16 protein-coding genes are annotated in these 19,979 nt (G+C 67.9%); 10 read left to right on the forward strand and 6 right to left on the reverse strand.

Annotation, left to right across the window (positions count from 1 at the left end; all coding sequences use genetic code 11):
* The 3 genes from AC1HIY_RS15545 to lat form a co-directional block, all read right to left on the reverse strand.
* Positions 1 to 516: hypothetical protein (locus tag AC1HIY_RS15545; RefSeq protein WP_479577718.1), on the reverse strand; the 516-nt coding region annotated here is incomplete at its 3' end.
* Between the two features lie 188 nt (positions 517 to 704).
* A complete protein-coding gene (locus tag AC1HIY_RS15550) occupies positions 705 to 1,061 on the reverse strand; it encodes a cupin domain-containing protein (protein WP_479577719.1) in 357 nt (118 codons plus the stop codon).
* Positions 1,062 to 1,183: 122 nt separating this feature from the next.
* Positions 1,184 to 2,578, reverse strand: a complete 1,395-nt coding sequence (gene lat / locus AC1HIY_RS15555) for an L-lysine 6-transaminase (protein WP_479577720.1) — start codon at positions 2,576 to 2,578, stop codon at positions 1,184 to 1,186.
* Positions 2,579 to 2,999: 421 nt separating this feature from the next.
* Between lat and lipA the strand changes: the two genes are divergently transcribed.
* From lipA to AC1HIY_RS15595, 8 genes are all read left to right on the forward strand, one after another.
* A complete protein-coding gene (gene lipA, locus AC1HIY_RS15560; protein ID WP_479577733.1) occupies positions 3,000 to 3,866 on the forward strand; it encodes a lipoyl synthase in 867 nt (288 codons plus the stop codon).
* Positions 3,867 to 4,158: 292 nt separating this feature from the next.
* Positions 4,159 to 6,348 carry a carbohydrate binding family 9 domain-containing protein gene (locus AC1HIY_RS15565; RefSeq protein ID WP_479577721.1) on the forward strand — a complete coding sequence of 730 codons (2,190 nt, stop codon included), beginning with the start codon at positions 4,159 to 4,161 and terminating at the stop codon, positions 6,346 to 6,348.
* A gap of 366 nt (positions 6,349 to 6,714) precedes the next feature.
* Positions 6,715 to 7,920, forward strand: coding sequence for an argininosuccinate synthase (locus AC1HIY_RS15570; protein ID WP_479577722.1), 1,206 nt, complete (start codon positions 6,715 to 6,717; stop codon positions 7,918 to 7,920).
* Between the two features lie 73 nt (positions 7,921 to 7,993).
* Positions 7,994 to 9,028: an N-acetyl-gamma-glutamyl-phosphate reductase gene (argC, locus tag AC1HIY_RS15575; protein WP_479577723.1), complete on the forward strand. Its 1,035-nt coding sequence runs from the start codon at positions 7,994 to 7,996 to the stop codon at positions 9,026 to 9,028.
* On the forward strand, positions 9,025 to 10,209 hold the full coding sequence (locus tag AC1HIY_RS15580) for an aspartate aminotransferase family protein (protein ID WP_479577724.1): 1,185 nt from the start codon (positions 9,025 to 9,027) through the stop codon (positions 10,207 to 10,209). The genes argC and AC1HIY_RS15580 overlap by 4 nt, the downstream gene beginning before the upstream one ends.
* Before the next feature lie 75 nt (positions 10,210 to 10,284).
* Positions 10,285 to 11,343 carry an N-acetylornithine carbamoyltransferase gene (locus AC1HIY_RS15585; RefSeq protein ID WP_479577725.1) on the forward strand — a complete coding sequence of 353 codons (1,059 nt, stop codon included), beginning with the start codon at positions 10,285 to 10,287 and terminating at the stop codon, positions 11,341 to 11,343.
* A gap of 1 nt (position 11,344) precedes the next feature.
* Positions 11,345 to 12,181 (forward strand): acetylglutamate kinase, encoded by an 837-nt coding sequence (gene argB, locus AC1HIY_RS15590; protein WP_479577726.1) that lies wholly within the window; start codon positions 11,345 to 11,347, stop codon positions 12,179 to 12,181.
* Positions 12,182 to 12,282: 101 nt separating this feature from the next.
* The gene (locus AC1HIY_RS15595) at positions 12,283 to 13,350 is read left to right on the forward strand and encodes a M20/M25/M40 family metallo-hydrolase (RefSeq protein WP_479577727.1); all 1,068 of its coding nucleotides are present in this window, start codon (positions 12,283 to 12,285) and stop codon (positions 13,348 to 13,350) included.
* A gap of 183 nt (positions 13,351 to 13,533) precedes the next feature.
* Here AC1HIY_RS15595 and AC1HIY_RS15600 read toward each other — a convergent pair whose 3' ends face one another.
* Together AC1HIY_RS15600 and AC1HIY_RS15605 are read right to left on the reverse strand one after the other, a co-directional pair.
* Positions 13,534 to 16,380 (reverse strand): M16 family metallopeptidase, encoded by a 2,847-nt coding sequence (locus AC1HIY_RS15600; protein ID WP_479577728.1) that lies wholly within the window; start codon positions 16,378 to 16,380, stop codon positions 13,534 to 13,536.
* Positions 16,381 to 16,461: 81 nt separating this feature from the next.
* On the reverse strand, positions 16,462 to 16,731 hold the full coding sequence (locus AC1HIY_RS15605) for a hypothetical protein (RefSeq protein WP_479577729.1): 270 nt from the start codon (positions 16,729 to 16,731) through the stop codon (positions 16,462 to 16,464).
* A gap of 225 nt (positions 16,732 to 16,956) precedes the next feature.
* Between AC1HIY_RS15605 and AC1HIY_RS15610 the strand changes: the two genes are divergently transcribed.
* Positions 16,957 to 17,673: a hypothetical protein gene (locus AC1HIY_RS15610; RefSeq protein ID WP_479577730.1), complete on the forward strand. Its 717-nt coding sequence runs from the start codon at positions 16,957 to 16,959 to the stop codon at positions 17,671 to 17,673.
* Here the strand turns inward: AC1HIY_RS15610 and AC1HIY_RS15615 are convergent.
* Positions 17,653 to 18,297: a hypothetical protein gene (locus tag AC1HIY_RS15615; protein WP_479577731.1), complete on the reverse strand. Its 645-nt coding sequence runs from the start codon at positions 18,295 to 18,297 to the stop codon at positions 17,653 to 17,655. The two genes, AC1HIY_RS15610 and AC1HIY_RS15615, sit on opposite strands and share 21 nt — an antisense overlap.
* Positions 18,298 to 18,688: 391 nt before the next feature.
* On the opposite strand from AC1HIY_RS15615, the gene AC1HIY_RS15620 reads away from it, so the two are divergent.
* Positions 18,689 to 19,979 (forward strand): ATPase, T2SS/T4P/T4SS family (locus AC1HIY_RS15620; protein ID WP_479577732.1); only part of this gene is annotated, 1,291 nt, incomplete at its 3' end.

Below are 19,979 nucleotides of genomic sequence, written 5' to 3' on the forward strand. Positions count from 1 at the left end.
GCCGTGGTTCGAAGCGCCGAGCGCGCGCGCCGCCGCATACCGGGCCGTGCGAAGCGTGCCGAGCGCCGCCGCCTGCGGCAAGGCCGTGATGGGCAGCCGCCCGGAGACGACCGGGCCGTACTGCGCCGCCCCTTCGAGGCCGAGCGCTTCGAGGTCGGCCCGGAGCGCCGAGGCCTCCCCGGCGGCCACCGCGTCGATCACCACGCGCTCGTCGCGCACCTGAAGCAGCCGGTTGCTCGGCGTGAACGCGCCCACGCGCCCGCCCTGCTCGTACGCCTCATGCTCGCGAAAGAGCAACGCCAGATCAAACCCGACCCTGGCCATCGGGCCGTCCTTGCCCTGCAAATCGGCTCCGGAAAAATCCTCCCGCGCCTGCGCCGCCACCTCCGCCGAAACGCCGGGCAGGCTCAGCGCCGGCGCCTCTTGCGCGTGCGCGGGCAACTTCGAAAAGAGACTCAGAACGACGAAGGCCGAAAGAACGACGAACACACGAATGCGACGAAAGGGGGATTCCATGCGATCCACGAATGAGGTTTCCAAAAAAATGCCTCCCCCACAACGACCACGCCAACACTTTCACACGACGAGCAATCCGACGGGAAACATCATTACATCTCAGACCAATATCTCTCGACCAGACCGTAAGGTCAAGCCTCCGGGCACGATGCTTCGCGGCGCGGCGGGATCCTCGCGCGCCGGGACGGTCAGGCCTCCCGGTGCGCCGCCTCCGGGCTGAAGGCGGGGGTGCAGACGGCCCAGTACTCGGCTTCTTCGTCGAAGGGGTTGCTGTAGCGGATGCGCTCGCCGGCGCCGGCGAACACCGTCTCGCCCGCCCCCACGTCGAGCGTGCCGCCTTCGTGCTCCACGCGGATCGTCCCGCGCACCACGATGGTGGCCTCGTCGAAGTCCGGGCGCTGATACGGCTCGGACCATCCCGGCGGTGCAATCATGTGCGCCACACTCATCGACGCCGTGCCCGTGCGCACGCGCCCCACGTATTCCTCGATCCGCTTGCCGCCCGGAACGGGGATCTGCGTCGGATCCGTAATTTTCTCGATCATGGATTAGGGGGAGGAGGGTGCGCGAGGTGCGTATGGTTCCGGGGAATGCCCGGGGCGACAGACGCACGCGGGCGGTCCGGCTTCGGGTCGAACCGTTCTTCAGCCGCCCGGACGCGCCGGGGTTAGCCGTCGGTCAGCGCGTCACTCAGACCGAGGTCGGGATGATACGGGCGGTACTCTTTCTCGATGGCCTTCACCGCCCGGCCCAGGATTTCGATGCCGAGGTCGATCTGCTCGTTCGTGATGGTCAGCGGCGAGCGGAAGCGGATGGATCGGGTGCCGCATCCGAGCACGACGATGCCCTCGTCATAGCTGCGTTGAAGCACGCGGTTGCGGAACTCCGGGGTGGGCAGGTCGAAGGCGCACATGAGCCCGCGCCCGCGCACGTTGCTCACCACGGAAGTCTCGCCGGCGAGTTCGTGCAGGCGTCGAAGCAGATGCGCCCCGGCCGTGGCCGCGTGTTCGACAAGGTTTTCTTCCTCGATGACCTCGAGGATGCGATCGAAGCGGACCATGTCCACGAGGTTGCCGCCCCAGGTGGAGTTGATGCGGCTGCCGACGTGAAAGACGTTGTCCTCCACCTCGTCGATCCGGCGTCCGGCGAGGATGCCGCACACCTGCGTCTTCTTGCCGAAGGAGATGATGTCCGGCTCCACGCCGATGGCCTGATGCGCCCAGAACGCGCCCGTCATACCCACGCCCGTCTGCACTTCGTCGAAGATGAGCAGCGCGTCGTTTTCGAGGGCGAGGTCCTTGAGCGCCTGAAGGAACGCCTGGCGGAAGTGGTTGTCGCCGCCCTCGCCCTGGATAGGCTCGATGATGATGCACGCGATGTCATCCTTGCGCGTGTGGAAATAGTGCTTGGCCTGCCGGAGCGCCAGCGCCTCCCGCCTCTCGATCTCTTCGAGGTGCTTCTCCACGGGGAAGGTCATCTTCGGGGTCGACACGCGCGGCCAGTCGAACCGGGGGAAGTACATCGTCTTGCGCGGGTCGGCGGTGTTCGTCAGCGAGAGCGTGTAGCCGCTGCGCCCGTGGAACGCCTGATCGAAGTGCAGCACCTGTTGCCCCACTTCGCGGCGGTAGCCTTTCTCGAAGTTCTTCCGCACCTTCCAGTCGAAAGCGGTCTTCAGCGCATTCTCGACGGCCAGCGCGCCGCCCTCGACGAAAAAGGCATACGGCAGATAGTCCGGCATGGCGACGCGGTAGAACGTCTTGAGGAACCGCGCCATGAGCACCGTGCGCACGTCGGAGTTGGTGATCTTGTTGACCGCCGCCTCCAGCAGCCGCTCCCGGAACGCCTCGTCCTCGGTCAACTTCGGGTGGTTCATGCCGAGCGCGCTCGAGGCGTAGAAGCCGAAGAAGTCGAGCAGCTTGCGCCCGGTCAACTCATCATAGAGTTCGATGCCCCGACTCCGCTTCATGTCCAGCACCATCGGCATCATGCCTCTGGCGTTCAGATGTTCGAGGTAGATTTTCTCCACCTCCCGAGGCGTGATGCTTGACGTAACCGCTTCCATAGACCTGTGTGCGTTCAAAGGTTTTCGAAAAAAAAGAGAGAAAGAGACGGACGGTGACGCGATCCTTTCCGCAAACGCTCCCGAAGGCACGCGTGATCTTTCCGGCGCCGGGCGCTTGGTTCAGATTAACGAATCGGGGAGGACAAGATAGAGAAATTTCGGCGGAAAGTTCACGTCGCGCCCGCGCTCGTCTCGGGATCATTCGGAGGGATCGGGGGTTGCTTGTGCGACGGAAACGCGCGCGGTCTTCGAGCGCCCGCGCCTCCCGCCGCACGCTGCTTCTCCCGACCGTTTCGCGCAAACGAATCGCTTGCCCATGGCCGACGACCGCACGCCGCCCCGCCCCCTCCTTCCGGGCGAGATTCCGCTTCGGAAGGTCAAGAAAGAATCGCTGACGCCTTCGGGCGACGGCGACGCCGGGATGTTCGAACTGCCGGTCGTCGAGGCCGAGCCGCGCGCCCGACGTCCGGACTGGCTCCGCGTCAAGCTGCCCTACGGCGAGACGTACAAGAACCTCGTCGAGATCATCGACACGCACAACCTGCACACGGTGTGCCGGAGCGCGCGATGCCCGAACATGGGCGAATGCTGGACCGCGGGCACGGCGACGTTCATGATCCTCGGCAACGTGTGCACCCGCTCGTGCGGCTTCTGCGCCGTGCTCACCGGTCGCCCCGACCCGGGCCTCGACTGGGACGAGCCGCGCCGCGTGGCCGACGCCGTCCGCCTCATGGGCGTCAAGCACGCCGTCATCACCTCCGTCAACCGCGACGAGCGCAAGGACGGCGGCGCGCCCATCTTCGCCGAGACCATCCGCCTGATCCACGAACTCGGCGCGACCGTCGAGGTGCTCACGCCCGACTTCCGGGGCGACCGCGAAGCCTGCCGCATGGTCTTCGACGCCCGCCCGGAGATTTTCAACCACAACGTGGAGACCGTCCCGCGCCTCTACCGCCGCGTGCGCCCGCAGGCCATCTATCAGCGCTCCCTCGACGTGCTCCGGTGGGCCAAAGAAGCCGGGCTCAAAACGAAAAGCGGCATCATGGTCGGCCTCGGCGAGAAAGACGACGAAGTCCTCGCCCTCATGGACGACTTCGTCGCCATCGGCCTCGACGTGATGACCATCGGCCAGTACCTCCAACCCACGAAGAGGCACCTGCCCGTCGAGGAGTTCGTGCATCCGGACAAGTTCCGGTGGTACAAAGAGGTCGGCGAGGCCAAAGGCATCGGTCACGTCGAGAGCGGGCCGCTCGTGCGCTCCTCCTACCACGCCGAACGGCACGTGTGATCGGAGCGGGAACGGCTGCCTCATGCGCGGTTGAAGGAATACGGGGACGTCGCGCAGATCCCCGTGAACATGCGGTCCGCGTTCGACCGACTCTTCACCGGTGACGACGCACCGGTAGGGAAAACCTGACGAACACATCACCGCCCGGCGCCTTTTTCACGCTGTTTTTCACGAAAGGTCGCATTGCATTTTCCTCGTCCCGCGTTTAGCCTCTGTAGGTCTCGGTCGAATAGGGCACGGCGCATCTTTCGGCCAATCGTTTTCGTGCGCCGGGTGAAGAAGGACGATGGTCATGCGCAGGCACGGGAGGCTGTGGAGCAGATGGGCGTTCATGGTTCTGGTGATGTGGGCCGCGGCGCCGCGGTCTGTGGAGGCGGAGGACCCGCCGGTCGTGCGGGCGGGCCGCGTGGAGACCGCCATCCGGCTCGACGGCGCGCTCGACGAAGCCGCGTGGCGGCAAGCGGGCGTCATCCCCGACCTGACGCAACAGGAGCCCCGGCCCGGTGAACCCACCCCGTTTCGCACCCGGGTCCTCGTGCTCGTCGACGAACAGGCCCTCTACGTCGGGGTGGCGTGCCACGACCCGGACCCCTCGGCCATCGCCGTCCACACCATGCAGCGCGACGGCAACCTGCGCGGCGATCAGACCGTGGCGCTCGTGCTCGACACCTTCGGCGACCGGCGGCGCGGCTACTACTTCGAGGTCAACGCCGCCGGGGCCCGGCTCGACGGCCTGATCTCGAGCTCGGAAAGCGTCTCCAACGACTGGGACGGCGTCTGGGACGTCCGCACCCGGCGCACCGCAGACGGATGGACGGCGGAGATCGTGATCCCTACGCAGACGCTCCGCTTCACCCCGGAGGCCGCAAGCTGGGGCTTCAACGTGCAACGGAGGATCCCCCGCGAACAGCTCACGCTCCGATGGACGGGCGCCACGCTCGACGCCCGCCTCGAAGACCTGCGCCGCGCCGGACGGCTCGAAGGCGTGGCCGGGCTCCGCCAGGGCAAGGGCCTCAGCGTCAGCCCCTACGGACTGGCCCGGCGCGAGGCGGACCTGGCGGCGCGCCACACCGACACCGGGGGCGATGCCGGGCTCGACGCCACCTATAACCTCACGCCCGACCTCGCCGGCGTGCTCACCGTCAACGCCGACTTCGCCGAAACCGAGGTGGACACCCGACAGGTCAACCTCACCCGTTTCCCCCTCTTCTTCCCCGAAAAACGCGCGTTCTTCCTCGAAGGCTCGAACCTCTTCGCCTTCGGCGCGGGCCTCCGGTCCGACTTCATCCCGTTCTTCTCCCGGCGCATCGGCCTCTTCGGCGGGCAGCAGGTCCCGTTGCTCGGCGGCTTCAAGGTGCTGGGGCAGGTCGGGAAGTGGGACGTGGCCGCCCTCGACGCCGTCGCCGGGGACAACAGCCTCACCCGGCGAACCAACCTCTTCGCCGGACGCGCCGCCTACGACGTGAACCATCACCTGACGCTCGGCTCGATCCTCACCGTGGGCGACCCCGACGGCGTCCACGACAACACCCTCGGCGGCGTGGACGCGAAATGGCAGACCTCTACCTTCCGCGGCGACAAGACGCTCGTGCTCGGCGGATGGGCCGCGTGGTCCGGCGGCGACACCCCCGACGGACGCCGCTCGGGCTGGGGGCTGCTGATCGATTATCCCAACGACCTGTGGGACCTTTACTTCGTCTACAAGGACTTCGGGGACGGCCTCGATCCCGCGCTGGGCTTCCTGCCGCGTCCGGGGACCCGCTGGATCCAGACCGGCGGCGCCTACCAGCCGCGCCCCGAAGGCGGCCTCTTCGACTGGGTGCGGCAGTTCTTCTTCGAGCTGCGGATCACCGTCGTGCAGAAGCTGGGTGGACCGGTGGAGTCGTGGCGCGTCTTCACGGCGCCGTTCAACGCCCGGACCGAGTCGGGGGAGCATCTGGAGGCGAATGCCGCGCCCCAGTTCGAGCATCTCGACGCGCCCTTCGAGATCGCCGAGGGCGTCGTGATCCCGCCCGGCGATTATCCGTTCACCCGGTTCCGCGTGGAGGGCCAGAGCTCCCGGCACCGTCCGTGGCGGGTAGGCACGACCGTCTGGTTCGGGCGTTTCTTCACCGGCACGCTCCTCCAGGTCAGCAGCTTTGTCAACCTCACCACGCTCCGGGGCCATCTCCAGTTCGAGCTCCAGGCCGAGAACGACGTCGGCCGCCTGCCCGAAGGCAACTTCACGCAGCGGCTGTGGCTCCTCAAAGCGGTGTACGCCTTCACGCCGGACGCCATCCTTTCGAGCTTCGTGCAGTACGACACGGAGTCCCGCAACCTCGGCACGAACACGCGTCTGCGCTGGACGCTTCGCCCCGGCAACGACCTGTTCGTGGTCTGGAACCACGGCTGGCAACGCCCCCTCGGAAGCCGCGACCTTCTGACCCTCCAGCCCCTCAGCGATCAGCTCGTACTCAAGCTCCGGTGGACCTTCCGGAGGTGATCGCCTCCTCGCTCCGACAAAAGTTCACACGGCGCGCAATCGGGGCAAACGGCCCGAAAATGCCGCCTGGCGACGGTGCGGCGGGGTGAAGGATGGTGAAGGCCGCGGGCGCGGGAAACAAAGGGCTTGACTTCGGCCTTTGATCGCGTGTATTATCAAAGCTCAATGGCTATGAAACGCGCACATACCACCCGTTCATTCCGACGCGCTCGACGTACGGCGTCCCGTCGTATCCGGAGGAACGTAGCTCTGCGCATCCCATAGCATCCCGGACTTGCCCGTCCGCCAAGTTGTCGAAGCGCTGGTTCCTCCCGAGCCGGCGCTTTTTTCGTTTCCCCACATTCGAAGAACCAACCCGATTCCGCCATGTCCATCGTTCTCGCTTTCAGCGGCGGCCTCGACACGTCGTTCTGCGTGCCGTACCTCGCCGAGACCTATGCCGAGCCGATCCACACCGTCACCGTGAACACGGGCGGGCTCTCCGACGACGAGGCGGCCGCGCTCGAAGCGAAGGCGCTCGCCCTCGGCGCGGCGAAGCACGTCACCATCGACGCGCGGCGCGACCTCTACGACGACCTGCTCAGTTACCTCATCAAGGGCAACGTCCTTCGGGGCGGCGTCTATCCGCTGTGCGTGGGGCCCGAGCGCGTGGTGCAGGCGAAGCACGTCGTCGCCGTGGCGCGGGAGACGGGCGCGCGGGCCGTGGCGCACGGCTCCACCGGCGCGGGCAACGACCAGGTCCGCTTCGACGTGGCGCTGAAGATCCTCGGCGGCGACCTCGACATCCTCACGCCCATCCGCGACCTCGGCCTCACCCGCCCGGCCACCGCCGCCTACCTCAACGAGCGCGGCTTCCATGCCTCCGCCGAGAAAGCGACGTACTCGATCAACAAGGGGCTCTGGGGGACGACCATCGGCGGGCGCGAGACGCTCACCCCCCGCGAACCCCTCCCCGACGAAGCCTATCCCGACACCGTCGCCCCCGCCGAGGCCCCGGACGCCCCCCGCGATCTGACGCTCACCTTCGAGAACGGCCTGCCCACGGCCCTCGACGGCGAAGCGCTCGACCCGGTGACGCTCATCGAGACGCTGAACACGCTCGGCGCGGCGCACGGCGTCGGGCGCGGCATCCACGTCGGCGACACCATCCTCGGCATCAAGGGACGCGTCGCCTTCGAGGCCCCGGCGCCGCTGATCCTTCTGACGGCCCATCGCGAACTCGAAAAGATCGTCCTCACGCAGTGGCAACAGTTTCAGAAGAACCACCTCGCGGATTTTTACGGGACGATGCTCCACGGCGGGCAATACTTCGACCCCGTCATGCGCGACGTCGAAGCGTTCCTCGACGCCTCGCAGTCGGTCGTCACCGGCACGGTGAAGGTGCGGCTCTTCAAGGGACAGGCCTCCGTGCTCGGTTGCGACAGCCCCTTCTCGATGTTCGACGCCGGCGTGGCGACGTACGGCGAGACGAACGAACTGTGGGATGCCCGCGACGCGCGCGGCTTCACGCAGATCTATGGGCTTCAGGCGTACCTCGCGCATCAGGCACGGAAAAACGGCGCCGCTCGTTAGCGCGTTTGAACGTTCAAACACCATAACACCCTGCCCGGAGGTTTGAAACATGAACGATCCCGCTGACGGAACCATGACGCACGAAAGGAAACGCGTGGCGGTGCTTCACGGCGCGGGCTATGCGGGCGGCGAGTTGATCCGCCTCCTCACGGCGCATCCGCTCGTCACGCTCGACGCCGTGACGAGCCGCTCGTTTGCCGACCGGCCGGTGTGGGCGGCGCACCCGGCGCTCCGGGGGCAGACGTCGCTCGCCTTCACCGACGGCGACGCCCTCGATGTCGACGCGCTCGACGCCGTTCTCATCGCCGCCGAGCACGGACAGGGCGTCCACGCCGTCGGCCGTCTCCTCGAAGCCGGTTTCGACGGCTCGATCGTCGACCTGAGCGCCGACTTCCGGTTCGGCGATCCGTCGGTGTACGAGACGTGGTTCGGCTTCACGCATCCGGCCCCCGAGCGGCTCGCCGACTTCACGCACGGCCTGCCCGAGATCCACGCGCCGTACGCGACGAAGCACGTCGCCAACCCCGGATGCTTCGCCACGGGGCTGACGCTGGCGCTGTGGCCGCTCGCCCGTCGCCTCCCCGCGCTCGAGGCCGCCGTGACGGCCCTCACCGGCGCGTCCGGCTCCGGCGCCAGGCCGAAGGCGACGACCCACTTTCCCACGCGCGACGGCAACGTGCGGGCGTACAAGGTGCTCGCTCACCAGCATCTGCCCGAGGTGCTTCAGACGCTCGGCCCGCGCGCCGAGGTGGCCTTCGCGCCCGCCTCCGGCCCGTGGACGCGCGGCATCTGGGGCACGGCCCACGTGACGCTCCCCGACGGCGTCGCCGAGACGGACGTCGCCCGGTGGTACGACGAAGCCTATGCCGGGGGGGCGTGCGTGCGCCTCTGGCCCGGCGCCCTGCCCGAGCTCCGCTTCGCCGTCGGCACCCCGTTCTGCGATCTCGGGTGGATCGTCCGGGGCCGCCGCCTCGTCGTCGGCTTCGCGCTCGACAACCTCCTCAAAGGCGCGGCGAGCCAGGCCGTGCAAAACATGAACCTCCTCCTCGGACTTCCCGAAACGGCGGGTCTGCTCCCGTCCGCTCCCCAACCCTCGCTCGCCTCATGACCACCCCCGACGTCATTCAAACCGAGGACGCTTTTCAGCTTCCCACCTACCACAAATTCCCCCTCGCGCTCGTGCGCGGAGAAGGCGTCTATGTATGGGATGCCGACGGCAACCGATACCTCGACTTTTACGGCGGTCATTGCGTGACGCTCCTCGGCCACTGCCCTCCGAGGGTCGTCGCGGCCGTGCGGGAGCAGGCGGGGACGCTCCTTTTCTACTCGAACGCGGCGTACAGTCCGGTGCGGGCGCGGGCGGCGAAGCTTCTGGCGTCCGTCGCGCCGGAGGGCCTCGGACACGTCTTCTTCTGCAATTCCGGCACGGAGGCCAACGAGACGGCTCTCAAGCTCGCCCGGAAGACAACGGGCAAGCCGCACGTCGTCGCCATGACGGGCGGCTTCCACGGGCGGACGCTCGGCAGCCTCGCCGCCACGTCGAACCCGAAGTACCGCGCGCCGTACGCCGACGTGCTTCCCGAGACGACGTTCGTCCCCTTCGGCGACGCCGATGCCGTGGCGGCCGTGCTCGCCGCCCGCGACGACGTCGCTGCCGTCATCCTCGAGCCGATCCAGAGCATGGCGGGCATCACCGAGGCGCCTGCCGAGTATTTCCGGGCGCTCCGGCGGCTGTGCGACGCGCACGGCGCGGCGCTCATCTTCGACGAGGTGCAGACGGGGGTCGGGCGCACGGGCGCGTTCTCGATCTCGGAGCACTTCGGCATGACGCCCGACCTCATCACGCTGGCGAAGAGTCTCGGCTCGGGCGTGCCCGTGGGCGCGGTGCTGGCCTCCGACGCCGTCGCCGCCACCGTGCGGCACGGCGACCAGGGCTCCACCTTCGGCGGCGGCATGCTGGCGATGGCGGCGCTCGCCGCGACGCTCGAAACGATCCGCGACGAAGCGCTCATGCGCCGCGCCCCCCGGATCTTCGAACGCATCGCCGGAGCGCTCGGGCCGCACGTGAAAGCGGTGCGCGGGCGCGGCTGCCTCCTCGGCGTCGAGCTGCACGGACCGGCGGCTCCGGTGCTGGCAAAGCTCCGCGCGGCGGGCGTCCTCGCCGGGAGCGCGGCGCACCCGAACGTCATCCGCCTCATGCCGCCCCTCAACACCCCCGACGAGGCCGTCGACGCCTTCCTCACCGCCTTCACGGAGCTCCTCGCCGCGCGCGACTCCGCAGCTTCGTAGGGCGTGATGGCGCGGCAACCCGGCGCACTTTGAAACACGAACCTTCCCCGGAACACAGGCTGAACCTTCAACCCCATGCCCCATCTCCTCGACTGGCATCTGATCGACGACGCGACGTGGAACGGCCGACTCGAAGCGGCCGTGGCGCACCATCGCGCCGGAAAGACGTGGACCGAAAGCGCGCGCGGTAAGAGCCTCGCGATGCTCTTCTTCAACCCCTCGCTCCGCACGCGCACGTCGATGGAGTTGGCCGCCGTTCACCTCGGCGCGCACGCGACCACGATCACGCCCGGGCAGGGCACGTGGGGCTTCGCGTGGGACGACGGCGTGGTCATGGACGGCGCGGAGGCCGAGCACATCCGCGAGGCCGTCGGCGTGCTCTCGCGGTATTACGATGCCCTCGGCGTGCGCGTCTTCGCCTCCGGGACGGACTACGAGAAGGACCGCGCCGACGTCCTCCTTCACACGTTCGCGCGCGCCGCCGACGTGCCCGTCGTCAACCTCGAATCGGCGTTTTACCACCCCTGCCAGGCCCTTGCCGACGCCGCCACGCTCACGACGCACTTCGACGGCGACGTGGCGGGGAAGCGGTTCGTCCTCACGTGGGCCTATCATCCGAAGGCGCTCCCGATGGCCGTGCCGAACTCGGCGCTCCTTTCGGCGGCGCGGCTTGGGATGCACGTGACGGTGGCCCGGCCCGAAGGCTACGGCCTCGACGCCGGGGTGATGGCGCAGGCGCGGGCGTACGCCGCAGCGCACGGCGCGACGGTGACCGAGACCGCCGACCCGGACGCGGCGTATGACGGGGCGGAGGTCGTCTATGCGAAAGCATGGGGCGGCCCGCTCGTCTACCGCGACCCGGCGCGCGAGACGAAGCTCCGGCAGGCGAACCGCCACTGGCGCGTGACGGCCGAGCGCATGGCCCGCACCTGCGAGGCCGCCTTCATGCACTGCCTCCCCGTCCGCCGGGGCGTCGTCGTGGACGACGCCGTGCTCGACGGGCCGCACGCGATCCACCTCCTTCAGGCCGAATACCGGCTGCACGCCCAGAAGGCGATCCTCGAATACGTGTGGGATCTGCCGCCGTCCGTCCCGCCGACGCCGGATCCCCGGACGCGCTCCGACGAAGCATGAGATGCCCGAACCGACCATGACGCACCCGAACGAACCCCGCCCCGTCGTCATCAAGCTCGGCGGCGCGCTCCTGAACGATCCCGCGCGGCTCGAACCCTTCTGGCGCGACGTCGCCCGGCTCCGCGAGACGACGCCCGTCGTCATCGTCCACGGCGGCGGGCCGCAGGCGACGGCCATGGCGCGGCGGCTCGGCCACGAACCGCGCATCGTCCACGGACGGCGCGTGACCACCGACCTCGACCTCGACATCATCCAGTGGACGATCCGGGGCAAGCTCAACACCCGGCTCGTCGCACAGGCCGCCCGCTTCGACGTCCCCGCCGTCGGCGTCTCCGGGGCGGACGGCGGTCTCGTGCAGGTCGTCCGTCGGCCGCCGTGGCGCGTCGACGGCGAGGAAGTGGACTTCGGGTGGGTCGGCGACGTCGAATACGTGGCGGCGGACGTGCTCGCCACGCTCCTCCGGGGCGGGTACGTGCCCGTCGTCGCGCCGCTCGGCATCGACGTGGAGGGGCAGGTGTACAACGTGAACGCCGACACCGTGGCGCAGGCGATCGCACAGGCGCTCCGGGCCGCCGCGTTCTTCCTCGTCACCGAGGCGGGCGGCGTGCGCCGCGACCCGTACGCGCCCGAGACTTTCCTCTCCCACTGCGACGCCGCAACGTTCGAAGAAGGGACCGCCTCGGGATGGATCGAAGGCGGCATGCGCGTCAAGCTCAAAGTCGCCTTCGACGCGCTCCGGGCGGGCGTCCCCGAGGTCTTTATCCTCGCGCCCCACCACCTCTTCGAACGGGAACGCGCCACGCGCATCGTCCTTTCACACCCGACGGAGGAAACGTGAGAGATCGTGCGTATTTACCGCCATGAAGCCTCGATTCCGTCGGGGCGACCCGTTTACGCACGACCCGCTGCACTTCAAAAGAAACACCTTCAAACCCGTCCATGTCCGACGCCGTCGCTTTCCTCAAGGAACTCATCCGTTTTCCCTCGCTCAGCCTCGAAGAAGGTCCCATCGCGGACTTCGTGGAGGCCTACGTCCGCGCCGCCGGGATCCCCGTCGCGCGGCACGAGAACAACGTGTATTTCCGGCTCGGCGAAGGGGAGCACACGCTGCTGCTCAACTCGCACCTCGACGTGGTGCCGCCCTCGCGCGATCATCCGTACGATCCGTTCGAGCCGGTGGAGGTGGACGGGAAGCTGTACGGGCGCGGTTCGGTCGACGCGAAGGCGAGCGGAGCGGCGATGACGACGGCGCTTCTCGAGCTGGCCCGCGAGGGGTGGCTTCCGCCCGGCGGCCGCGTGCTCGTGGCGCTGACGGCGTGCGAGGAGGGCGGCGGCGGATACAACGGGCTGCAGTCGCTCCGGCCACATCTGCCCGCGCTCCACGCCGCCGTCGTCGGCGAGCCGACCGGCCTTCAGCCGTGCGTGGCGCAGAAAGGGTTGCTCATTCTCAAGCTCCACGCCCACGGCCGCTCGACGCACGCCGCCCGCGCTCACCTCGGCGACAACGCCATTCTCCGCGCCGCTCGCGACGTCCTCGCGCTCGAAAAGCTTTCGTTCGCCCGCGAGGACCCTTTCCTCGGACGCCCCACGCTCAACGCCACCGTCATCGAAGGCGGGGCGAAGAACAACGTCATCCCGGATCGATGCACCGTCACGCTCGACGTCCGCTCGACGCCCGCCTACACGCACGAGGAGATCGCCGCGATGGTCGAGGCCGCCGTGGCGTCGGAGGTGGAGGTGTACAGCAAGCGGCTCATTCCGACGGCTACGCCCGTCACGGCGCGCATCGTCGAGGCGTGCCGCCGCGCCGTCCCGGACGCCCGCCCCTTCGGCTCGCCCACCACGTCGGACTGGATCTTCCTCGCCGACGTGCCCACGGTGAAGATCGGGCCGGGGCAGAGCGCCCGCTCCCACACCGCCGACGAGCACATCGCCGTGGCCGAGGTCGAACGCGCCGTGGCGGTGTACAAACGCATCATCCGGGCGTATTTTGAACCGGAGGGATGAGCGCGCGCCCACACACCGCTCCGGCTGCGCACCGTGCTCCCACGGCGGATCCCCGGCTTCGAAGCACGCGCGCGCGGCCAAGGGAGCGTGGCGCCCGGAGGGGTTCGAGGGGGCAGCCCGGAGTCTGCGCCCGTCCGTCATCGAGCGTCGAGGCAGCGGAGGATGCCGCCCTCCCGCGAAGGCTCACCGCGCAAAATCCTCGGGGTAGAGCACCACGCGCACGTAATTGGCCGGGTCGAGGAAGGTGCGGGCGGCTTCGTGGATGGCGTCGAGGGTGAGGTGTTCGTAGAAGCGGGGGGCGCCGTCGGGGATGTCGGTCGGGTCGAGGCCGTACTCGTCCGAAAACATGAGTGAGCCGAGCCAGTAGCCGTTCTGTTCGAGTCCGACCTCATGCCGCCGGAGGGCCGCCTCCCGCGCCTTGACGAGGTACGTCTCCGTCGTGCCTGCGGTGCGGAGGCGCGCCATCTCCTCGAAGACGGTTCGGGTCAGTTCGTCCACGCGCTCGGGGGCGCAGCCGAAGCTGATGCTGACGCGGTACCCCTCGTACGGCTCTTTCGAGAGCGCGCCGTCGACGCTCACGCCATAGACGCCGCCGAGGTCTTCGCGGAGCACGTCGCGGAGCCGGAGGCTGAGCACGTCCGTCACGACGCGGAGCAGGCGGCGGTTCTCGTTCGACCACGGCGCCTCGCCCGTGAGCACGATCTGCACGCGGCTCTTCGGCTCCCGGCCCTTGTACACCGCCTTTTCGACGACGCCTTTCGGCGGGCGGATGCCCACGTCGCGCGGCTGCTCCGCCCGGTGGAGCGCCGGGAGACTGCCGAGGTACGTCTCCACGAGCGGGCGGACGGCCGCCACGTCGAACGCGCCGACGAGGTAAAACGTGAAGTCGCTCGCGTCGGCGAAGCGGTCGCGGTAGACGGCCATCGACTTTGCCAGGTCCAGCGCTTCGAGGGTTTTTTCTGAGAAGGGCCGGGCGCGCGGGTGATATTGCGCGAGGGTCACGGTGAGGGTGTCTCGGAAGGCGCTCTCGGGGCTGTTCCGGAAGGTGGCGAGCAGGCTGCCGATGCGTTCCTTGTACGAGACGTACGCCACGCTGTCGGCGCGGGGCGCGGTGAAATAGAGATAGAGGAGCTGAAACAGCGTTTCGAGGTCCTGCGGCGAAGCCGAGCCGTTGAAGCCCTCGGAGCGATCGCCGATGCTCGGGCTGAGGCGGATCAGCTTGCCCGCCAGCTTTTTCTGAAGCTCGACGGGGCCGAAGTCGCCCACGCCGCTCTGCGCGATGAGCGTCGCCGCAAAGGAGGCGGGCGTGTACATCGAGTCCGGCACGAGCGACGTGCCGCCGGGGCTCGTGGCCGCGACCAGGACCTCGTCGTTCTTGAAGTCGGTCGGCTTGAGCACGACGCGGACGCCGTTCGAGAGCGTCCACCGGAGGACGCCGATGGCGTCGAGCCGCGTCTCTTCGACGACCTTGCCGGGAGGCGGTGGAGCGGGCACGAGGGGCGCGTCGGAGACGGTTTCCGTATACGGTGTGATCGTTCGCGTGGCCACGGTGTCGAAGACGGCCGCAAGCTCCGCCTCGGTCGGGAGGGGGCGGCCTTCCTCCTCCGGCCCTTCCGCGAGCACGACCCGGTTCCGGTCCGTGATCCAGGTCGCCCCGATGCGGTTGACCTCGTCGAGCGTGATGGCCGGAAGGAGGCGCTTCGCAGCCTCATATTCATAGGCGATGCCGGGGATGGGCTCGCCGGTGAGGTAGTGGCGGACGTACGCTGCCGCATACCTCCGCGATTCGGTTTTGTCGCGCTCGGCGAAGGCCTGTTCGAGCCCGCGAAGCACCTCTTTCTTTTCTCGTTCGAGTTCCTCGGGCGTGAAGCCGAAGCGCCGCACCCGCTCCGCTTCGGTCAGGAGCGTCTCGAGCCCGCGTTCATAGCCGCCCTCGCGCACGACGGCCTGAAGCGCGTACACGTCTTTCGTGCGGGTGAATGCGCCCCGGCCCGAGGCGGCGAAGACGAACGGCGGGTCGGCGCTCTGAAGGAGTTCGGAGAGGCGGCTGTTGAACAGACTGTTGTAGAGGCGCTCGATGAGCCCGCGGCGGAAGTCCGCCTCAGTGCCTTCGGGCGCTTTCGGCTGTTTGTAATACACGGCCACCCGGCGCGTGGTCGCCTCGGGGTCGGAGGCGATGGCGAAGAGGGTCTCGTCGTGGTCCGGGACGTCGAAGAAGGGGCGTGGGCGGGGGTGCTCGCGCGCCGGGAGGTCGGCGAAGAGGGTCCGGATCTGCCGCTCGACCGCCGCCGCATCGACGTCGCCGACGACGACGACGGCCATGAGATCCGGGCGGTACCAGTCGCGATAGAAACGTACGAGGGCTTCATGGGGGAAGCGTTCGAGCACCTCTTTCGTGCCGATGGGCAGGCGTTCGGCGTACCGCGAGCCGTGGAGAAGGACGGGCAACTCCTGGTCGCGGAGGCGCGCCGAGGCCCCGCGCCCGAGCCGCCACTCCTCGATGACGACGCCCCGCTCCCGGTCGATCTCCTCGTCCTCGAAGCTAACCTCCGAGGCCCAGTCGCGCAGGATGCGCAGGGCGGTGTCGAAGGTGGCGGCGCTGTCGGTGGGCGCCTGAAGCATGTAGACCGTCTCGTCGAAGCTCGTATAGGCGTTGAGGTCCGGGCCGAGGCGCATGCCGATGGATTCGAGATAATCGACGAGCTCCTGTTTCTCGAAGTGGGTCGTGCCGTTGAAGGCCATATGCTCGGCGAAGTGGGCCAGGCCGCGCTGATCGTCGTCTTCGAGCACGGACCCGGCGTTGACGGCCAGCCGAAGTTCGGCCCGGTGTTCCGGCTTCCGGTTGGCGCGGATGAGGTACGTCATCCCGTTCGGCAACTGCCCCTCGCGCACGTCCGGGTCGATGGGCAGCGCCGCCGTCTCGGGGGCCGCCGTCTCGGGGGCTTCTCGAACGGCGGTTTTCGGGGCGGAGCACGCGGCAAGCCCCGTGATCAAAAGAAGGAACGTCCACGTTGGAAAAACACGTCGCATGATCGCGTTCAAAGGAGAGGGGAGGAGACGGTGAAGGGCATGACGATCCATATTCGAAGCGCTCCGGCGGGTTCCCCCGCCTCACCCTTTTGCCCGCCGCTTGCTCGTCGAAGGGGAGAGGTCGAGCATGAGGGCGATGACGAGCACGACGATCTGAAGCGTGCCCCACGAGCCGCCGTAGACGTTCTCCACGACGCTGTACCAGAGGAGCGTCGTCGGGGCGAAGAGGAAGCCGAGGACGGGCCAGAGGAGCGTGTCGAAGAGGCCGTCGAACCAGTGGCTGAAGAACCAGAGGAGGGCGACGACCAGACGAGGGACGAACAGGGCGAGCACACCGAAGAGACAGGGCATACGAAAGCGAGGATGCGTGTGGGGAAACGGGAACGCTTTCCCGTACGCGCGACGGCGCGCGGGGATGCAGGGCGCGTTGCGCGATTCCAGGACCTCCGGGATTTAACCTCTCGAATCTCCGTCCGATCATTTCAGATACACCCTGGGGTAGTCCGCGCGCCGGAGAGCGCCGGCCAGGAGCTGATTTGTCCCTTTGCGTTCAAACACGCCCCCTTGCCGATCCTCATGCCCCAGCCCTCCGACGCCGACCGGATGCGCGCCCTCTTGCGACGGGTGCGCGCCCTTCGGGCGGTTCCCCCGCCGCCCGACCTCCCCTCGTCCGAAACGCCCTCTCCTCGCAAGCGTGTCGCCGCGCGTTCCCCCGTGGCGCACGGCCCGCTCCCGGAGCCTGCAGCCTGCTCCCCCGACCGTGTCCGGGATCGCGTCGTGCGCCGGCTGCTGGCCGAAGGGCGGGTGACGCCCGCGTGCGTCGAACTGGCGTGGCATCGCTGGAAACGGGCCCGCCGGGACGGGTCGAAAGAGCCGCTCTGGCGCGAGCTCGTCCGCGACCCGAAGGTGGACCGCGCCGAGCTCCTGGCGGCGGCGGCCCGGAGCTATGCCTTCGACGAGGTCCCGGTCTCTTTCGTCAACACGATGATCCTCATCAACCGGCTTCGGCCCGTGTTCCCTGAAGCGCATTGGGACGAGATGATCGAGCGCCGGGTGCTGCCGGTCGCCGTGCAGGGCCGCCCCTTCGAAGATCCGGAGCGCCTCACGTTCGCCACCCCGGACCCGACCAGCCCGGACGTCCGGGCCATGCTCCGACGGATCTCCCCCGACGTGTATAGGCTGGCCTTTGCCCGGCAAGAGGTGGTGGAGGCGCTGATCGTCGAAGTCTTCCCGTACAAGAAATACCTGATCACGCAGGACCTCTTCAGCGGGTCAGGGAGAGGAGGCCCGTGAGCCGAAGCGTCCCCGCTCCGCCGATGTGCCGAAGAGGCCGTGCGCCCGCTGTTTGATGTTCACCACGGGGGCGGGACGGGGAGGCTCGTCCGGCTGCGGATCGGTGGAAGGAGGCGGGGCGTTCGGATCGAAGCCGTCGCCGGACGCCGGGGCGCCTGCCGTCCGCCCGTTTCTCGGGCTGAGTACGTTCTCGATCTCCTTCGCAGCGGCCCGTTGTTTCATGAACTGCCGCGTCATCTCTTCGATCCGGTGGGCCGTCGTGGCGGACTGCCGGGCCGTCTGGACGGCGGCTTCGATCGCATCGAGCATCTCCGCCATCTCGGCGCGGATGGTCTCGGCATCCTGTCGCCGCGCCTCGACGGTCTCCCGCAAGGTTTCGAGCGCGCCCTGCAGGGCTTTGAGCTCCTGGCGTTGCTCCTTGATTTCCTTACGCATCACGCCGAGGCTCTTCTCCACCTGAGCGCCGAACTCCTGAAAGGAAGGGTCGGCGCTCTCTCGGCCGCTCTTCCTCGTCTGTCGTTTTGCGAAGGCGGCGGAGGGGCGGTCTTTGGTCACATAAAAATAGACGGCCATCAGCGCCAGCAGCGGGATCTGCGCGATAACCAGTTGAACGATCGGGTCCATAACACTTCCGTTTTCGGAGTTGAAGGCGGCGTCGCGACAAGGCCCGGAGCGCGCGCGAGGATCGCAGGCCGACAGGGGCGAAGGCCATGCGAACGACGGGGCAACCGGGGGCTCGCACGGATGCGCTCGCGGGCGTGTGGCGCTCCCACGGCCGGTTGCTTGCGCGGAGAAGCCGGCGGTTCTGCTCATTATATCGTCCGGGATGAAAAGGCATTAAGCACGGAGAAAGACATAATGAGGCCGCAGGCAGGCCCGTCGAGGCGAGGTTCGGGGGCGCAGTTTGCCCGCGCCGCTGTTTAATTCCCGGCGTCCAAAGCCGATATACAGGACGGAGCTTCACGGTGGTCGGAACGGCTCGGTCCTACGGTGACGCGTCTAGCATCGAAGTGGTATGAAAGAGAAATCGGAAAGCTTCAGCTTTCGGCAACAATTTCGGCGCATCCAGCGACTCCTCGACAACACGACGGCTGCCGTCTCCGAGGAGCCGTCGGGCTATGAGTTGTCCGAGGAGCCGCCGTTCTTTCATGACGACACTTTCGACGACGCCCTGGAGCCCGGCTATCTCGATCCTCACGCCGAGGCCTTGATCACCTCGCAGGCGCCACCCGGCGACGGATACTCCGCCTTTTCGGTCCCCGAGACGCCTCGTCCCGCCCCCCGCCGCACGCCCGAACGCCCCGTCCCCCGCCGCCGTGACGCCCCGGGGGCTGCGGATGATTTCGAGGTAGTCAAGCGCCGAGATCGGGTGGTGGCGCGGTTGCTTGCGAAAGGCATCGTCCGGGAACAGCAGGTGCGCCTGGCGTGGGAGGAATGGAAGCGCATGCGGAAGGAGGGGCTGAAGACGCCTCTGTGGCGCATCCTCACGCTCAACTCGGAGATCGACCGCGAACAGATCTATGCCGAGGCGGCGCGGGTCTATGCCTTCGAGGAGGCCCACATACGGGAAGAGGAGACGCTGACGTTCCTCAAGAGCATCACGGAGGTCTTCACCGAAGAACAGTGGGATCAGATGATCGAGCTGTTCGTGCTTCCGGTGGCGCAGGAGAAAGAGCCGTATCGCGGGGAGGTGCGATGGATCTTCGTCACGCATGACCCGGCGCGGCCCGAGATCAACCATCTGCTCCAGCAACTGCTGCTCAAGCGGTTTGAGCTGCGGTATGTGCCCGAGTCCGTCGTCGCCACGCTCATCACGGAAGCCTTCCTCGGCAAGAACGAATACCTCGACCGTCTCAACGACGATCCGATGGCGTTCGACCTCGGGATGAGCTATGAGGATCAGCAGAGCGATCTCATCGATGAGGACGCGCTCGAGGCCGAGATCAGCCGCTCGTCGCTCATCAACCTGTTCGAGGCCGCCCTCGTCGATGCCGTGCATCAGGGCGCTTCGGACCTGCACATCTTCCCGAATCCGGACCGCCAGATCGAGATCCATTTCCGGGTCGACGGCGAGCTGAAACGGTGGCACATGGAAGAGCGCATCCATCCGGAGGCGTTCCTCGCCGTGGTCAAGGACAACTCGGTCAACGTGGACCGCTTCGACCGCGAGATTGCGCAGGACGGCTTCATCCAGCGCTGGGTCGACGGGGCGCTCATCCGCTTCCGCGTCTCGGTCTTGCCCATCGCCTCGGCCGCGCAGGAGATCCGCGCCGAGAGCATCGTCATCCGCGTGCTCGACGACCGGA

Source organism: Rhodocaloribacter sp. (genome assembly GCF_056451265.1).

What these genes read in the sequence shown, in the direction of transcription:
- AC1HIY_RS15615 (WP_479577731.1), bottom strand. Translation starts at nt 18,297, where the DNA reads ATGGACCCGATCGTTCAACTGGTTATCGCGCAGATCCCGCTGCTGGCG.
- AC1HIY_RS15595 (WP_479577727.1), top strand. Translation starts at nt 12,283, where the DNA reads ATGTCCGACGCCGTCGCTTTCCTCAAGGAACTCATCCGTTTTCCCTCG.
- argB (WP_479577726.1), top strand. Translation starts at nt 11,345, where the DNA reads ATGCCCGAACCGACCATGACGCACCCGAACGAACCCCGCCCCGTCGTC.
- AC1HIY_RS15580 (WP_479577724.1), top strand. Translation starts at nt 9,025, where the DNA reads ATGACCACCCCCGACGTCATTCAAACCGAGGACGCTTTTCAGCTTCCC.
- AC1HIY_RS15605 (WP_479577729.1), bottom strand. Translation starts at nt 16,731, where the DNA reads ATGCCCTGTCTCTTCGGTGTGCTCGCCCTGTTCGTCCCTCGTCTGGTC.
- argC (WP_479577723.1), top strand. Translation starts at nt 7,994, where the DNA reads ATGACGCACGAAAGGAAACGCGTGGCGGTGCTTCACGGCGCGGGCTAT.
- AC1HIY_RS15550 (WP_479577719.1), bottom strand. Translation starts at nt 1,061, where the DNA reads ATGATCGAGAAAATTACGGATCCGACGCAGATCCCCGTTCCGGGCGGC.
- lipA (WP_479577733.1), top strand. Translation starts at nt 3,000, where the DNA reads ATGTTCGAACTGCCGGTCGTCGAGGCCGAGCCGCGCGCCCGACGTCCG.
- AC1HIY_RS15610 (WP_479577730.1), top strand. Translation starts at nt 16,957, where the DNA reads ATGCCCCAGCCCTCCGACGCCGACCGGATGCGCGCCCTCTTGCGACGG.
- lat (WP_479577720.1), bottom strand. Translation starts at nt 2,578, where the DNA reads ATGGAAGCGGTTACGTCAAGCATCACGCCTCGGGAGGTGGAGAAAATC.
- AC1HIY_RS15565 (WP_479577721.1), top strand. Translation starts at nt 4,159, where the DNA reads ATGCGCAGGCACGGGAGGCTGTGGAGCAGATGGGCGTTCATGGTTCTG.
- AC1HIY_RS15600 (WP_479577728.1), bottom strand. Translation starts at nt 16,380, where the DNA reads ATGCGACGTGTTTTTCCAACGTGGACGTTCCTTCTTTTGATCACGGGG.
- AC1HIY_RS15585 (WP_479577725.1), top strand. Translation starts at nt 10,285, where the DNA reads ATGCCCCATCTCCTCGACTGGCATCTGATCGACGACGCGACGTGGAAC.
- AC1HIY_RS15570 (WP_479577722.1), top strand. Translation starts at nt 6,715, where the DNA reads ATGTCCATCGTTCTCGCTTTCAGCGGCGGCCTCGACACGTCGTTCTGC.